Annotated in this window: 16 protein-coding genes; 10 read left to right on the forward strand and 6 right to left on the reverse strand. The window is 69.0% G+C overall.

What is annotated here, in order from left to right; all coding sequences use genetic code 11:
* Window positions 1-206 precede the first annotated feature (206 nt).
* The 5 genes from Q3W68_RS18985 to Q3W68_RS19005 form a co-directional block, all read right to left on the reverse strand.
* Complete coding sequence (locus Q3W68_RS18985) at window positions 207-1,637, reverse strand: pentapeptide repeat-containing protein (RefSeq protein ID WP_302906711.1); 1,431 nt, start codon at window positions 1,635-1,637, stop codon at window positions 207-209.
* A gap of 772 nt (window positions 1,638-2,409) precedes the next feature.
* Complete coding sequence (locus Q3W68_RS18990) at window positions 2,410-2,772, reverse strand: tyrosine-type recombinase/integrase (RefSeq protein WP_302906712.1); 363 nt, start codon at window positions 2,770-2,772, stop codon at window positions 2,410-2,412.
* Window positions 2,773-2,804: 32 nt separating this feature from the next.
* On the reverse strand, window positions 2,805-3,731 hold the full coding sequence (locus Q3W68_RS18995; protein WP_302905756.1) for an IS3 family transposase: 927 nt from the start codon (window positions 3,729-3,731) through the stop codon (window positions 2,805-2,807).
* On the reverse strand, window positions 3,728-4,039 hold the full coding sequence (locus Q3W68_RS19000) for a transposase (protein ID WP_104113285.1): 312 nt from the start codon (window positions 4,037-4,039) through the stop codon (window positions 3,728-3,730). The genes Q3W68_RS18995 and Q3W68_RS19000 overlap by 4 nt, the downstream gene beginning before the upstream one ends.
* Before the next feature lie 47 nt (window positions 4,040-4,086).
* On the reverse strand, window positions 4,087-5,673 hold the full coding sequence (locus tag Q3W68_RS19005; RefSeq protein WP_302906713.1) for an AAA domain-containing protein: 1,587 nt from the start codon (window positions 5,671-5,673) through the stop codon (window positions 4,087-4,089).
* A gap of 422 nt (window positions 5,674-6,095) precedes the next feature.
* Here Q3W68_RS19005 and Q3W68_RS19010 point away from each other — a divergent pair, with 422 nt between their 5' ends.
* Both Q3W68_RS19010 and Q3W68_RS19015 read left to right on the forward strand, forming a co-directional pair.
* Complete coding sequence (locus Q3W68_RS19010) at window positions 6,096-6,659, forward strand: VOC family protein (RefSeq protein WP_368045748.1); 564 nt, start codon at window positions 6,096-6,098, stop codon at window positions 6,657-6,659.
* On the forward strand, window positions 6,656-7,237 hold the full coding sequence (locus Q3W68_RS19015) for a GNAT family N-acetyltransferase (RefSeq protein ID WP_302906714.1): 582 nt from the start codon (window positions 6,656-6,658) through the stop codon (window positions 7,235-7,237). Before Q3W68_RS19010 ends, Q3W68_RS19015 begins: the two co-directional genes overlap by 4 nt.
* Window positions 7,238-7,244: 7 nt before the next feature.
* Here the strand turns inward: Q3W68_RS19015 and Q3W68_RS19020 are convergent, their stop codons facing one another.
* Window positions 7,245-7,937 carry a hypothetical protein gene (locus Q3W68_RS19020; protein WP_302906715.1) on the reverse strand — a complete coding sequence of 231 codons (693 nt, stop codon included), beginning with the start codon at window positions 7,935-7,937 and terminating at the stop codon, window positions 7,245-7,247.
* Window positions 7,938-8,283: 346 nt separating this feature from the next.
* Between Q3W68_RS19020 and Q3W68_RS19025 the strand changes: the two genes are divergently transcribed.
* From Q3W68_RS19025 to argC, 8 genes are read left to right on the forward strand one after another with little or no spacing between them, the layout of a single operon-like run.
* Window positions 8,284-8,871, forward strand: a complete 588-nt coding sequence (locus Q3W68_RS19025; RefSeq protein WP_302906716.1) for a hypothetical protein — start codon at window positions 8,284-8,286, stop codon at window positions 8,869-8,871.
* Entirely contained in the window at window positions 8,868-9,977 is a 1,110-nt protein-coding gene (locus Q3W68_RS19030) for a BtrH N-terminal domain-containing protein (RefSeq protein WP_302906717.1), read from the forward strand. The genes Q3W68_RS19025 and Q3W68_RS19030 overlap by 4 nt, the downstream gene beginning before the upstream one ends.
* Before the next feature lie 35 nt (window positions 9,978-10,012).
* Entirely contained in the window at window positions 10,013-11,305 is a 1,293-nt protein-coding gene (locus Q3W68_RS19035; protein ID WP_302906718.1) for a DegT/DnrJ/EryC1/StrS aminotransferase family protein, read from the forward strand.
* Complete coding sequence (locus tag Q3W68_RS19040; RefSeq protein ID WP_302906719.1) at window positions 11,302-12,174, forward strand: transketolase; 873 nt, start codon at window positions 11,302-11,304, stop codon at window positions 12,172-12,174. Before Q3W68_RS19035 ends, Q3W68_RS19040 begins: the two co-directional genes overlap by 4 nt.
* Window positions 12,167-13,201 (forward strand): transketolase family protein, encoded by a 1,035-nt coding sequence (locus Q3W68_RS19045; RefSeq protein ID WP_302906720.1) that lies wholly within the window; start codon window positions 12,167-12,169, stop codon window positions 13,199-13,201. The genes Q3W68_RS19040 and Q3W68_RS19045 overlap by 8 nt, the downstream gene beginning before the upstream one ends.
* Window positions 13,198-13,362: a lysine biosynthesis protein LysW gene (locus Q3W68_RS19050; protein WP_302906721.1), complete on the forward strand. Its 165-nt coding sequence runs from the start codon at window positions 13,198-13,200 to the stop codon at window positions 13,360-13,362. The genes Q3W68_RS19045 and Q3W68_RS19050 overlap by 4 nt, the downstream gene beginning before the upstream one ends.
* The gene (locus Q3W68_RS19055; RefSeq protein ID WP_302906722.1) at window positions 13,359-14,252 is read left to right on the forward strand and encodes a RimK family alpha-L-glutamate ligase; all 894 of its coding nucleotides are present in this window, start codon (window positions 13,359-13,361) and stop codon (window positions 14,250-14,252) included. The genes Q3W68_RS19050 and Q3W68_RS19055 overlap by 4 nt, the downstream gene beginning before the upstream one ends.
* A complete protein-coding gene (gene argC / locus Q3W68_RS19060) occupies window positions 14,249-15,274 on the forward strand; it encodes an N-acetyl-gamma-glutamyl-phosphate reductase (protein ID WP_302906723.1) in 1,026 nt (341 codons plus the stop codon). The genes Q3W68_RS19055 and argC overlap by 4 nt, the downstream gene beginning before the upstream one ends.
* Window positions 15,275-15,313 lie beyond the last annotated feature (39 nt).

Raw genomic sequence — 15,313 nt, forward strand, 5'->3', positions numbered from 1 at the left:
TCTGTCCGGATTCTCGCCGGTGAGAACTTTCCATACGTCTTCAAGGCGGGCCGCAAGCGGCCCGCTGCGTGCGGCCGGCGCACGCCGCGCCTTGCCGCTTCGCTCCCGGCGCGGCGACCCCGGCCGCACGCAACCATGCCGGACATGCCGAAGCCCTGCATTCATCTCTGGAACCAGAATGCAGGGCTTCGGCGATACGTCGAGGATTAAGGAGGGTCCTGGATGTGGACATCGTCTCCTGAAGCCATACGTTGGTCGTCGGACTGACCTGTGTCATCGACGACTACTGCAACGACCCGGAGTAATCCGGTTGGCCCCCGTTCACTGCCGAGAGTCCACCCGGGTGGTAGCTCCGCAACGGATGTGGCCCAAACGTCCGACATGTTCAAGGGATGTTGGAACTGCGCCCCGCGCATGCTGAGATAGCCGTAAAAGTGGGCGCTGTGCAAACCGAGACGCGCGCGAAACTTCGCGAAGCGCAAGTTCACGTCCCCATGGAACTGTGTCGCGCGAGCGTCCACATAGCCGCGAAACTCTGTTGCGCCCAGGTCCACGTTCCCGTGGAATTGCATGACACTGAGCCGCGTCTCGCCGAAGAACTGCGCTCCGTGCAGGTTGGCCTCCTTGTGTGCCTGCGCCCCGCCCAGGGCGGCGTATTCATGAAACTGGGCTCCCTCCAGGTCTACGCCACCATAGAACTGCGCTTCGCGTAAGCCTGCCGTGTCATGGAACTGCACTTCTTTGAAGATGGCGTATCCGTAGAACTGCGCCCTATTTAGGCGGGCCTGGCCGTGGAATTGCGCTCCGGTCAGGTTGGTGTAGCCGTGAAGCTGTGCTCCACCCAGATTGATCTGGTCCACGTGACAAGATGATAGGTCGAACCCGACGAGGGTTGCACCGACCAGGTCAAGGCTCATGCGCTCGCCTGTAGCGCCACGCCAGTAGGTGATCGAAGCTGAAAAGTCAGTCTCATTAGGAACGCTCAGATGGTTGGTGATCAGTCGTTGGGCTGTCAACCGCACCTGAAGCTCTTCGCGCCGCCCCTGCTCCTCGACCGGCTCCGGTACCTCAGCGCTCGACGGCGCATACTGCGGCGACGATTGCTCGTTCCGCTCCAGCACCCTCAGTGGAGGTATGTACGGCATCCGCAGATACGCGCACCATACCTCGACCACTGTCTGACGCAACTTCGGATTGTCTTGTCCCAACCGCTCTAAGGCATATAGCCCAGCCAGTCGGACCGCAGCCTTATCGCTTCCCAACTGCTCTGCTGCTGCCACATACAAGGCAGTGATCCGTTGCTCTCGCGCGTCCTCCTCGGCGAAACGCTGAGAACGCTCGATGTGCTGCTGGCTACGTTCGGAAATTGACTGACGACGCAACGCTACTAGAAGAGTTACTCCGGCACCAAGGCCGGCCGCTACTGTCAGTGCCGTCCGGATCGCCTCTAGGCGAAGCTTCGCCTCCGCCGCTGGACTCATCCCGCCTTGACGGCTCGCCCAGTCCTCCAGTAACCAGAGGGCGAGCAGGCCACCGCCGAGCACTACTCCCAGGACCAGTGCCGCCGAAAGGCGCCAAGGAAGTTGGCGCAGTTCGGTATCTGCCTGCTCTCGCTGGCTCCTCCATCGTCCACTCAAGGATCGCACGCTGTCATCGTTCCAAACCTCGTCCAGTCGCTTCCTCGGCTCTCGACCGTCCCGCAGGGAGGCTGAATCGGATCCCGTACCGGTTCCCCACGGCTTGAGTGGTCTAGACGCGGGAACGGCCAAACAGGCGGTGCGGTTCGCCGAGACTGCCCGTTCGCCTATCCCGCCATGGTGCCCCCTGCCTCCGGCGGGCAGGGCCTCCGGCCCTACGACCCGGAGCGCGCCTCCGGCGGCAAGGGCTACCCGCCCTTGGACCCGGGCAGCTCTGGGATGCCCGGCTAGTCCGGTGCCACCCGCCGCACACCACAGGCAGCCAGACCGGGCCTGCCCGGCCCAGGTCGTACGTCCGGTGGGGCGCTCCACCTGGACCGGGCAGGCCCGGCCCGGCAGGGCGAAGCCTGCGCGACGGGAAGCCGGCACCCGCAGGTGCTGCGGACGACCACATCCAACGGTTGGATGCGTTGGAGTGCCACAGAAGCCAACAGTGGCACCGGGGACCAGCGGGGGACCACACGTCCAACCCGGACGGACACGGGCAGCGCAGCCCTCGACGACGCGCCGCCGTGCGCACCGTTGCTGACGTGCGCGAACGCCTACCGCGACGTCCTGGGGGTCAAGGGGTCGTCGGTTCGAATCCGGCCGTCCCGACAAGAAAAAAAGCCCTGACCAGCGAGAATGCTGGTCAGGGCTTTCGCTTTCATCTATGAAGTTTTGAACCGCCCCCCGAAAACCCCCCATTTACGGGGTACGGCAACCAAGTTCGTCATCGGTGTGCATCGTTGTGTGCTGCTGGTGGCTGCAGCCCCTTTCGGCTGGTGCCGAGTCGCTCAAGGATGTCGGACACGTCCGGGGCTTGGACGGGCTTGGCGATGTAGTAGGTCTCGGTGACCTCCTCGCTGGAGTGCCCAAGCTGAGCTGCGGCGCTCTTGGTGTAGGTCCCCTCCTTGATCAGGGTGGCCACGGTCTTGCGGAAGGTGTGCGGGGTGACCCAGTCGAGGTCGGCGTCGGCGCGTGCCTGGCGCCACTGGCGGCGCACGTTGTTGGGCGACAGCCAGGTGCCGCGTCGAGAGGCGAAGATCGCGTCATGCGGGTTCTCGGCGGCACCGAGCTTCCGGGCCAGGAGCATGCTGAGGTTCCCCCGGTTTGCCGGAGGGTTGGTTACCTGGCGCCGGTGGGCTCAGGCTGAACGATAGCCGTCTGGTCTTGTCGGGCCTGGTGGGCATGCCAGGCGGCTTCGTACTCGTCTGGGGATCGCCAGCCGAGGTCGTTCTGAATGCGGCGGGTGTTGTACCAGCCGTCGATGTAGGTGAAGATCGCGTTCTCTGCTTCGTCGCGGGTCCGCCAGGAGTTTCGGTAGACCAGTTCGATCTTCAGCGTTGACCAGAAGTTCTCCATCAGCGCGTTGTCGAACGAGTCGCCGACCGAGCCCATGGAGGGCAGGATGCCGTTGTCGGCCAGGCGTTGGGCGAAGCGGAAGGACGTGTAGTTCGACCCCCTGTCCGAGTGGTGGATTAGGTGGCCGTCGCGGACGTCGCGGGACCAGATGCCGTATTCGAGGGCGCCGAGGATCAGGTCGGTGTCGCACCGGTCGGAGCAGCGCCAGCCCACGATGCGGTTGGAGAACACGTCCCGCACCGCGGCTAGCCAGAACACGCCCTGCCCGCAGGGGATCCGGGTGGCGTCGGCGACCCAGAGCCGGTTCGGCGCCGCAGCGGTGAACTGCCGGTGGACCAGGTCCGGAGCCGGTGTCGCCTTCGGGTTCGACCGCGTCGACGGGATGCGCCACTTCTTGCGCAGGAACGCGCCCTGCAGACCGTGCTGGCGCATCAACCGCTCGACCCGCTTGCGGCCCACGTGCCGGCCTTGCCGGCGCAGCATGGCGTGCACCCGTGGGCTGCCGTAGGTGCCACCGGACACGTCGTGGATCTCCGCGATCTCCACGATCAGATCCGCGTCCTCGCGTCGGCGAGCAGAGGGGTTGGCGGCTTGGGCGAGCCAGCCGTAGTAGGTCGACACGGCGATGTTGAGGACCCGGAGGACGGGCTCGACCCCGAAGCGATCTTTCAGCTCGTCAACGAGCGTCACGACCGTCGCCGGGTCGGGTCGAGTTCCGAGGCGAAAAAAGCCGAGGCGGCTTTCAGGATCTCGTTGGCCCGCTTCAGTTCGGCGTTCTCCCGCCGCAGCCGCCGAAGCTCCTCCAGCTCAGAGGTCGTCGGCCGGTCGTCGCGCTGACCGCGGTCGGCCTCATCCTGGCGGATCCAGTTCCGCAACGCCTCGTGATGCACGCCAAGCTGGCGGGCCAGCTGGCGGATCACGGGCTTCGGGTCCGACTCCCGATACAACCGCACCGCACGTTCACGCAGCTCATCGGGGTACTTCTTCGGTGCTGCCACGGATGACTCCCTTCAGCTCCATCAGAGCATGATCGAAAGCCTCCGAGCTACCGGGGGAACCTCACTGCGTTGCCCTTCACCTGGCGTGCGATCTGACCAAGTGATCCCCGGTAGAGCTCTCTGCTGAACCAGGGAACGACCGGGTCGTGACCGATGTACTCCACCTCACGTAGCTGTTGAATGCGGTGGTTGAGGTAGGCGGACCGAGACCGCAACTCGTGCCGTTCACCGCGAAGCGCCTCAACCTGCTTGGTCAGTTCCTCGGTATCGGCGTACGCGGTCAGGTGGGACAGAGCGTCAAGACCGAAGCCGACCTCGGTAGCCGCGTTTCTGCCATCGGTCATCAGTACGCAGAGATCACGCAGCGACACCGGTACCTTCTCGCGAAGCTCGCGAAGCGCCTGATCGTTCTGGCTCGTGACGAGCACCCGCTGACCGCGCGCCAGGAGCGCCGACACCAAATTGGCAATCGTGTGCGTCTTGCCGGTGCCCGGTGGCCCCTGAACCACGACTCCCGTCTCGGTGCGAAGCAGCTCGATGACGTGCATCTGCTCATCGTTCGTCGCCTTGGGAAAGAGAGGGTCGCTACCGAGCACGTCGCCGTTGACAGCACCCTGATTCCTCAGCCACCGGTTACGCTGCGCGGGCTCCGTGTCCACCACAAGCTGAGCAAGTGCGACGGGAACCTGTGCATCAGGTTGTCGCAGCGCCTCTCGGATGTGCTGGTAAGCCTCGGCAAGGAGCGCCCGACTACGCCGACGTACCAACAGCGCTGGGGACAAGCTGACCACCGGGAAGCTCGGCAGCTCGTCACAGGTCACCGCGGGATGCTCCTCTTGGTGTACCGCCGTATCCAGGCATTCTTCGATGAGGCTCACGATCGGAGGCAACAAAGCTAGCCATGGGATGTCTCCGTCGATGATCTCCTGACGGCGATACCTCCCACGCTCACTCCGGAACAGCTCCTGATCGCCGAGAATTTCCCGGTCTTCGATCCTTCTGCGTCCCGTCCCCATCGACACCGACACCTCGGCCGTCGCTCTGTCCAGTCGAGCGACTACGCCCTCGGCCATGAGGTGACGACGAAAACGGGTGCCGTCCGGCGCTGTCCACCGAAGCAGACCGATCCCGAGAACGAACTCGTACTCGTCGTCCTGCTGCTCCATGGTCTTGGCAGCGCGCTCAAGTTGCTCGTATAACCGCCCGACAGCGTGTAGGCGCTGAGCCTCGTCGGACCATGCCTGCCACTGCTCAAGCCAGGCGTCGAAGGCGCGCACAATCCGGCCCGGCGGCGCCCCGCGACTGTCCTCGCTGCGCCCATGTGCGTCCAGCAGGCGTGGCACGGAACCAGCGAACCCGCCCACGGAGTCCATGTCGATCCACTCGTGTAGCAACTCCGGTGGTGCCGGCTCCGCTGGTGGCCGAGACGGACGCAGTCGCATGATCACGTCATCGGAGGGGCTAGCCATCCACTGAACGCCCCGTGGCAGGGCATCGAGCCAGATGACTGGATCAGGCGCGTCCGGGTCCTCCAGAATGTCGCACACCGGGTCCCGCTCGACTGCGGCTGTCACGTCCGCGAGGAACTCGACTAACTTCGTCGTCTTCTCGATCGCAATCTGACTGAGAGTCACGCTCGCATGCACCCCCTGTAAGTTCGCGCCAACGCCACAGACTGCGCCGCCTTCCATCAAGATCACAAGAGTGATGGCTCGCGCGCGGCGTGAGTGAACGGCCTTGGCAGGGATGCAGCAGCAAAGTCGGATACCGTCGCCACCTCGCCTCTGGGGTGTTCGCGGCCGGCACCACGACAGTGTGCAAAGGATTAAGCCGTCGGCTCGAAGGTGAGGCTCGCCCGATGGGGACTCGCGAGCCCAGAGAGGTCATCGCAGCACCTGGACTTGCGCGAGCTTCAAGGTCTTGGCCAGCGTCATCGACGGTGGGGCGATGGTTCGTGTCGCCCCTCGGACACAAACGATAATCCCACGGTGTGCGCTGAGATCGACTTCAGCGCGCACCGTTTGCGTTTCTGGCTGGTAGGGGAGCCGAAGGCCGGGTGGCGGTAGACCTCGGCCTTGTCCGCGGGGTCGGTGCCGCGAAGAGCGGCGGCGATGTCGCCGAAGGCCGTCACCATCCCTGTGATTTCCGCTCGGCTCATGTGGGTGGGCTGTTGCCCGCGTTCGCGTCAAGATCTGCCGTAGGTGTGGTTTCCGCTGCGGCGGGGTACGGGCCGGGCATGGCGTGCAGAATCAGCGAGCTTGTGCTCGATGCGCATGACCCGCACCGACTCGCGACCTTCTGGTGCGGGGTGCTGGGTTTTACCGTGTTGACGCACGAAGCGGACAGTGTGGAGATCGGTCCTGGTGAGGGGTTTGGCGGGGCGCAGCCCACGATGGTGTTCAACCGCACGGACAATCCCAAGCGGGAGAAGCTGCGGTTGCACATCGACGTGAGCGCGACCGACCAGGATCAGGCGGCCGAACTGGAGCGGCTCCGCGAGCTGGGCGCTCGTCCGGTCGACGTGGGGCAGACCGGGAAGGAGACCTGGCATGTGCTTGCCGATCCGGAGGGTAACGAGTTCTGTCTGCTGGACGGCAAGGTGGAGCCGGTGAGGTCGTGAGCCGGGCGAAGGGCGGGCGCGGCCGGACGGAGGAGCTGGTGTGTCACCCGCTGACCGAGCAGCGCTGGCCGGACCTGCTGCGCCTGTTCGGCGACCGGGGTGCTGCCAACGGCTGCTGGTGCATGTTCTGGAGGCTGCGTCGCAGCGAGTTCGAGGCGAACCGTAGTCCCGGTAACCGGCGTGCGCTGCGCGAGCTGGTGCGGTCCGGCGTGGTGCCGGGCGTACTCGGCTACCGGGACGACGAGCCGGTGGGGTGGTGCTCGGTGGCGCCGCGTGAGGAGTACGGCTCGCTGGAACGCTCGCCGAAGTACCGCCGTACCGACGAGACCCCGGTGTGGTCGGTGGTCTGCTTCTTCCTCGCCCGGGAGCACCGGGGCGAGGGACTCGCGGCGGCCCTGCTGGACGGCGCGGTGGCGTACGCCGGGCAGCAGGGCGCCACAGTGGTGGAGGGCTATCCGGTGTGCGGCGACAACGGCTCGCACTACATGGGCACCGCCTCCCTGTTCGGCAGGTGCGGCTTCAAGCAGGTGCGCCGGGTGGACGAACGCCGGGCCGTCTACCGCCGCCAGGTGGGTTGACGCCCCGTCACGCCAGGCGCAGTCGCTGCTCCCAGAGCTTCTGGTGGTACGGCTGGTGATAGCGGTGGTATTCGGCCAGCCGAGGGTCGTTGTCGACGGTGCGCGCGTACTGCCGTGGCGGGCGGGAGAACCCGCTGCTGGCCGCGGCGGCCTCGTGCCAGCGCTCGGTGCGCTGCCACTGCCGTGGCGTGCCCGGCTGCCAGCGCAGCGCGTCGGCGTCGAAGGGGATGCCGACGCGCGCGCAGTAAGCGGCCACGGTGTCGGCCGGCCGGTCAATCAGGTCGTCGGAGTCGATGACCACCGGCGCCTCGCCGGTCGCGTCGGCGACCGCGTCGTAGATCTCGTGCAGCCGCGCGAAGCCGATGTCGTCGCGGGACACCTCCGGGTTCAGGTGGGCGTGGGACTCGATCACCTCCCGCGGGTCTCGGATGATGAACGTGTGGACTCCGTCGCGGAGGAAGGGTTTGTCGTTCAGTAGTTCGGGGTAGTGAAAATCGGTTGTGTCCTTGAAGAAGACGCGCCCCGGCATTTCCTTCAAGGTGGACAGCAATTCCTTCTCGCTCGTCACCTGATGGTCCAGCACGGTTGCCGAGCCGAAGTCCATGACGTGTGAGAACGGCTCGTGGAGGACGGTGAAGTCACCCCTCTCCATCATCATCCGCTCGAACGCGGTGGAACGGCTGCGGGGCGCGCTCCACATGGTGAGCATCATCCGTTCGGACGCGTATCTGCTGGTAGAGCCCATCGGTGCGGTCCTTCCCGGCTCGTGGTGACCGGTCCCCGGCTGGCGGGTGCCGCCGTCGTCTCCGGTCGGATCAGGGTCGAAACTACTTCCCTCAAGGCGCGCACGCGCGTTCGGAATCCATATTCCGGGTCCATTTACCAGTTTCGCTTACCGGCGTGTGCGAGAGACGTAGTCACACGCTCCAAACTCCCTCTCACGGCGACTTGTATGTCGTTCTGTCGCGGCTGTTCCCACGTCGCAGCAGCCGTAGCTTCGGATGTGGGTTCCGGCTCGACAAGCCCTCTCGCGGAAGGAGCAGCGGGTGCCGACATCAGCGACCATCGCCGCCCACGTATTGGATCTGGCGTCACACTTCAACAACGTCGGCGCCTCCCGTGCGGAGGATACGAGCGCCGGCCGGTTCAACGTCTGGGGGAACTCCTTCGCGGCCGAGCATCTGCCGTCGGCGGGCAGTCAGGTGGTCGTGGACGGAGTTCCGTTCCAGTTGCCTCCGCTGGGCACCGGCATGCCGGACAACGTGCGGTGCGACGGGCAGTTCGTACGCGTGGCCCCGGGCCGCTACGACTGGCTGTACCTGCTCGCCTCGGCGGAGCGCCGGGTCGAGGACGAGATGGCGCTGCACTTCGCGCACGGCGCGGTGGACTTCGAGCCGCTGCGGGTATCGGACTTCTGGGCGGCGCCCGCGACGTTCGGTGAGACCCGCGCCTTCGAGTCGCCACTCATGCACTACCCGCACCACGTGCAGTTCGGCGTACCCGCCGCGATGTGGTGCCAGCGGGTGCCGGTGGTGCGTCGCGCCGACCTCACGGCGGTCCGGCTGCCGCACAACATCGCGGTGCACGTCTTCGCGGCCACCCTGGTCGGTCCGGTCGAGGAGGCGAACCGATGACGGCGACGGCGACCACCACCGAGGGCGCGGAGCCGGCCGTGCGCGCCGGAGCGACCGAATCGGCCGACCGGGCCGGACGGCGGCCGGCGCAGGCGCTGCGGCGCCCGCTGCTGTGGTACCGCGACCCGCTGAGCTGTCTGCAGACGACGTTCGCCGCGGTGGTCGACACGGCCGGCGGTGACCCGCTTGAGGTGCTGGGCGCCGGCTGGGAGTTCCGGCACATCCCCGGTGACGTGCGGACCGAGGAGTTCTACCACCCCAGTCGTCATCCCGAAGACCTCGGCCGCAGCATCGCCCCGCACCACCACGTGCGGTCGCAGTGGACGACGCCGGCCGCCGACCGGGATCCGCTGTCCGAACTGGCCGACGAGATCGCCGCCGGACGGCTGCCGATCGCCGCGGTGGACAACTTCCACCTGCCGTTCCGGCCGGCATACCACGACGTACACGCCGCACACCTGATCGTGGTCTACGGCGTGGACCTGGCCCGCGGCCTGGTGCTGGTCTCCGACGCGCAACCCCCGGCGTTCACCGGCCCCATCCGCGCCGAGGACTTCCTCGCCGCCTGGGGCTCGGCGAATCCGGCGGACGACCAGGACGCCTTCTTCAGCGCCACCCGCATCGACCGGCGTTACCTGCGGGTCGAGATCGGCGACTCGCGGCCCCTGGACCGTGACGGTCTGCGGGCGGCGCTCCGCGCGAACGTCGACGGGTTCACCGCCGCGCCGGCGTCGGACGGCGGAGCGTGGACCGGTCTGGCCGGGCTGCGCCGCTACCTCGACGAGGTCGTCGCCGCCGCTGCCGCCGGCGACTCCGCGACGGTGCGCGACGTGTACCCCTTCGGCTGGTCGATGCAGGCGCAGGCGTGCCTGCACGGCGAGCTGCTGCGCACGGTCGGGGTCGACCGGGACCTGCCCTGCCTGCGCGAGGCGGGCCGGGCGGTGGAGGCGGTCGGACACACCTGGAGCGGCCTGCGCGTCACCGCGGCCCACGGGTGGCCGGCGCCGCAGGCGGCGGCCGAGTCCCTCGAACACCACGGAGCGCGGCTCCAGCAGCGGTACCAGTGCGCTGTGGAGGCGGTCGACCGAGCCGTCGGGCGCCTCTGACCCACCCTCACCACCGAGACGGGAGAGTGATCGTCGTGACCAAGCTGGCCATGCTGGGCGGTGCTCCGGCTGTGCCACGGGACATCCGGCAGGTGCCCTGGCCCATCATCACCGAGGAGGACCGCAAGGCGGTGCTGACCGTGCTCGACGGCGGCCAGCTCGTCTCCAACGCCGAGAACGAGACGGCGGTACGGGATCTCGAGCAACGATTCGCCGAGCGGACCGGGGTCGCCCACTGCGTCGGGGTGTCGAACGGCACCACGGCACTGTCGCTTGCCCTCGCCGCGCTGGGGATCGGTCCCGGCGACGAGGTGATCGTGCCTTCGTTGAGCTTCATCGCCTCGGCGCTGGCGCCCCTGCACCAGATGGCGGTGCCGGTCTTCGCCGACGTCGACCCGGTCACGTTCAACCTCGATCCGGCCGACGTGGAGCGGCGGATCACCGGCCGTACCCGGGCGATCCTCGTGGTCCACCTCCACGGACTGCCGGCGGACATGGACGCGCTCGGTGCGCTGGCCCGGCGGCACGACCTGGCGATCCTGGAGGACGCGGCTCAGGCCCACGGCGCGCTGTACCGGGGCAAGCCGGTCGGCTCGCTGGGCGACGTGGCCGCCTTCAGCCTCCAGGTGACCAAGAACCTGCCGACCTGCGGCGAGGGCGGCCTGCTGACCACCGACGACCCGGCCCTGGCCGAGAAGGTCCGGATGGGCCGCCAGTTCGGCGAGGTCATCGAGTCTGGCCGGCCCCGTGACTACATCTCCTACTTCCTCGGGTGGAACTCCAAGCTGAACCCGATCCAGGCGGCCTTCGCCGCCAGCCAGCTGGACCGCTTCGACGATTACGCCCGCCACCGCCAGGAGAACGTCACCCGATTCCTGGACCGGTTGCGCGACCTGCCCGGAATCGCCGTGCCGGGCGCACCCGAGCACGCCACCCACGCGTGGCACATCCTGCGGTTCCGGTTCGACCCGGCTGCGCTGGGACTGCCCGAGGTGGCGCCGACCGCGCTGCGGGACGCGCTGCGTCGCGTGCTGCGTGCCGAAGGCGTACCGATGTCGCAGTACCAGTTGGTGCCGCTGCCCGAGCAGAAGGTCTTCACCGACCGGATCGGGTTCGGCTCGGGGTACCCCTGGGCCGCCGCGGAGGGCACGGCCGGACCGGACGAGCGTTTCCCGGTGGCCCGCGCGATCATCGACGACTCGCTGACCTTGCAGAAGCGCCACCTGCACCCGGACTCCGGACCCCTGCTCCAGCGCTACGCCGATGCCTTCGAGAAGGTGTGGCAGCACCGGGACGTGCTGGCCGCGGTCGCCGGGAGGGCGTCGTGACGGCGGTGCTGGAGCCCGCCGCCATGCGTGCGCCGCGGAGCCTGGCGGAGCTGACCGATCGCGCCCGGCGCATCCGGCAGCACATCGTGGACGTCTGCACCGGTGGCGAGGGCGGTCACCTCGGCGGCTCGATGTCGCTGGTCGAGGTGCTGACCGCGCTCTACTTCGACGTGCTGACCGTCGACCCGGAGCGTCCGCAGGCACCGGAACGGGACATCTTCCTCCTCAGCAAGGGCCACGGCGCCGTCGGCCTGTACGCGACGCTGGCCGAGCGGGGCTTCTTCGACCCCGCCGAGCTGGCCGGTTTCGGCCGGCCGGGCAGCCGGCTGATGGCGCACCCGGTGCGCGCGGTGCCCGGCGTGGAGATGCCCACCGGATCGCTCGGACACGGACTCGCCCTGGGCGTCGGATTCGCGCTGGCCGCCCGCCTCGACGGCAGCCCTCGGCGGACGTACGTCGCCCTGGGTGACGGCGAGCTGCAGGAGGGCTCGGTGTGGGAGGCGGCGGCCGGGGCTGCGGGCCTGGGCCTGGACCAGCTCACCGCCGTGGTGGACCGCAACGGACTCCAGCTCACCGGCGCCACCGAGCAGATCTGCCCGCTGGAGCCGCTGGCCGAGCGGTGGCGGTCCTTCGGCTGGGCGGTGCGCGAGGTCGACGGCAACGACATGGCTCAGGTGCGGTCGGCGCTGCGCGCGGCGCCGTGGACGCCAGGGCGGCCGAGCGTGCTGATCGCGCGGACCGTTAAGGGCGCCGGTGTGCCGTTCGTGGCCGACCGGGTGGCCAGCCACTACGTCCGGTTCACCGAGCGGCAGCACGCACGGGCCAGCGCCGCGCTGCGTCGGCAGGCACGAGGTGACGGCGATGACTGACGCGACAGTGGTGCCGGCCCGCGCGACACGCGAGGCGTACCGGGACCGGCTGGTGGCGCAGCTCGCCGAGCAGGCGAAGTTGATCTGCCTGGACACCGACACCGGCTTGTTCGGCGGGGTGGACTTCGGCGCGGCCGCGGACCGGTATGTCAACCTCGGCATCGCCGAGCAGAACCTGATGGGTGTCGCAGCCGGTATGGCCGCCGCCGGCTGGACGCCGTACGTGAACACGTTCGCGGCGTTCGCGGCGGCCCGCGCGATCGAGGCCGTCAAGATCGACATTGCCTACAACGCCCTGCCGGTACGCATCGCGGCCACCCACAGTGGGCTCGCCGCGGGTCACCTCGGCCCGACCCACCAGGCGCTGGAAGACCTCGCGGTGATGCGGGCGCTGCCCAACATGACGGTGGTGGTACCGGCGGACGCCGCCGCGGTCGAGGCCGTGATGGAGCAGGCCACGCGATTGCCCGGGCCGCTGTACCTGCGGCTCGGCCGCAAGGCCACGCCCGCCGTCCCCACGGCGGAGCCGCCTGTCATCGGCCAGGTGCAGATGCTGCGGCCCGGCCACGAGGTGGTCCTGGTGGCGTGCGGCCCGCATCCGGTGCGCGCGGCGCTGGCCGCCGCCGAGGAACTGGCCACCGAGGGGATCGAGCCGGTCGTGCTGAACATGCACACGGTCAAGCCCCTGGACGTCGCCGGCCTCTGCGCCGCCACGGCCGGCGCGCGGCTGGTGGTCACCGTGGAGGAGCACTGGCGCGGCGGCGGCCTGGGCAGCGCCGTCACGGAGACGCTCGCCGAGCACGGTCCCGTGCCCGTGGTGCGGGTCGGCATGCCGGACACCTTCGCCTCGTACGTGGGCGGACACGAGCCGCTGCTGGAGCACTACGGCATCTCCGCCCCGGCGGTGGCCGCCGCCGTACGCGAGCACCTGTCCCGATTCAGCCCGCCGGCGAACCCCCGCCGGGGAGGGCACCCAGTTGTCGACCCGAACGGTTCGGGTCGTGTCAGAAGAGAGGTCGAGCAATGAGCGCGTGTCCCGAGTGCGCCACCACCGTCCCCACCGGCGCCGGTCTGCGTCCGTCCGAGCTGGTCGAGTGCCCCGACTGTCGCAGTGAACTGGAGGTGCTGAGCATCAGCCCGGTCACCTTCGCGCTGGCGCCGGAGCCGGAGGAGGACTGGGGCGAGTGAGCGCCGTCACTGACGGCCCGGCCCGGCTGGCCGTGCTGGCCTCCCGGGTACGGGCCGAGGAGAAGAGCATTCTCGATGCCTTGGAGCAGCGCGGGCTCCCGGTGGAGCAGGTCGACCCGCGTCGCCTCTCCGCCGGGGTCGGCGCCCCGGTCGGGCCGTGGTCCCTCGTCCTCAACCGGGAGATCTCCGCGACCCGGGCCCGGTATGCGGCGGTGAGCCTGGAGGCCGCCGGCACACCGGTGATCAACTCGGCGGCGGCCATCGGCACCTGTGGTGACAAGTGGCTGACCTCGCTGGCGCTGCAGCGCGCCGGCGTGGCGACGCCGCGCACGGTGCTCGCCCTGACCCCGGAGGCGGCCGCCGAGGAGATCGAGCGGCTCGGTTATCCGGTGGTCGTCAAGCCGCTGAGTTCCTCCTGGGGGCGCCGGGTCTCGCTGGTGCGGGATCCGGACGCCGCCCAGGCGGTGCTGGAGCACTGCGCGGCGCTGCCCGCCCCGCAGGCGCACCTGATCTACCTCCAGGAGTTCATCGACAAGCCGGACCGGGACATCCGGGTCGTGGTGGTGGACGGCGAGCCGGTCGCTGCGGCGTACCGCCGGTCGGCCCACTGGCGCACCAACGTGGCCCAGGGCGCGGGCACACAGCCGTGCCCGCTCGACGACCGCCTGGCCAAGCTCGCGGTGGCCACCGCGGAGGCGGTCGGCGCGGACATCGCCGGGGTCGACGTGGTCGAGGACCGCGACGGCGCCATGTACGCGCTGGAGGTCAACGCCGGCGTGGAGTTCGCCGGGTTGCAGGCCGCCCACCAGGGGCGGATCGACGTGGCGGGAGTGATCGCGGACCTGGTGGCACGACGGTTCCACGACCTGACGAGAGGCGGTGCCGGATGATCCGGGCAGCGGTGGTCGGCGCGGCCGGCTACATCGGTGGGGAGGTGCTGCGGCTGCTGCTGGGCCACCCCCGGGTGGAGGTGGCCGCGGCGGTCTCCTCGCGGTTCCCGGGCAAGCGGGTGGACGGCCCGCACCCGAACCTGCGCGGTGTCACCGATCTGACCTTCTGCACCGAGGAGCAGCTCACCGGGTACGACGTGCTGTTCCTGGCCACTCCGCACCGAACCACGATGCGGACGCTGCCGCGGCTGGCCACGCTGGCCAAGACGGTGATCGACCTGTCCGGCGACTTCCGGCTGCGCGACCCGGAGGTCTTCCGGCACTACTACGGTGAGCCCCACGAGGCACCGGAACTGCTCGACGAGTTCGTGCCGGGCTTCCCGGAGCTGGCCCGCGAGCAACTCACCGGCGCGGACCGGATCGCCGTGCCGGGTTGCATGGCCGCCGCCGCGATCCTGGCGCTGACCCCGCTGACCGACGCGGGGCTCATCGAGCCGGACGTGGACGTGGACGCCCGTACCGGATCCAGTGGGTCGGGTGCCACCGCCGGCGAGGCCAACCTGCACGCCGAGCGCAGCGGCGCGCTGCGGCTGTTCGCCACCTCCGGCCACCGGCACGAGGCGGAGATCGCCCAGGCGTGCGGGGTCCGGCCGACCATGACGGCGACCGGCGTGGAGGCGGTACGCGGCGTCCAGGTGGTGTGCCGTACGCGGCTGCGCGAGGGCGTCACCGAGCAGGAGGTGCGGGCCGCCTACCGGCGCCGCTACGCCGAGGAGCCGTTCGTGCGGGTGGTTGCCCAGCGGCGGGGCCTGTACCGGCTGCCGGAACCGAAGATCCTGCTCGGCTCGAACTTCTGCGACGTCGGTTTCGCGCTCCAACCCGACTCGCGCCGGCTGCTGGCGGTATCCGCCCTGGACAACCTGGTCAAGGGCGGCGCCGGCAACGCCGTGCAGTCACTGAACGTACGGATGGGCTGGCCCGAGCGGCTCGGCCTGGAGTTTCCCGGTCTGCACCCGGTCTGACGGACCTCACCCACGCGGCCCTGTCAGCGTCTCTGGAGG

Source organism: Micromonospora sp. C28ISP2-4, from assembly GCF_030519385.1.
GTDB classification, from domain to species: domain Bacteria; phylum Actinomycetota; class Actinomycetes; order Mycobacteriales; family Micromonosporaceae; genus Micromonospora; species Micromonospora tulbaghiae.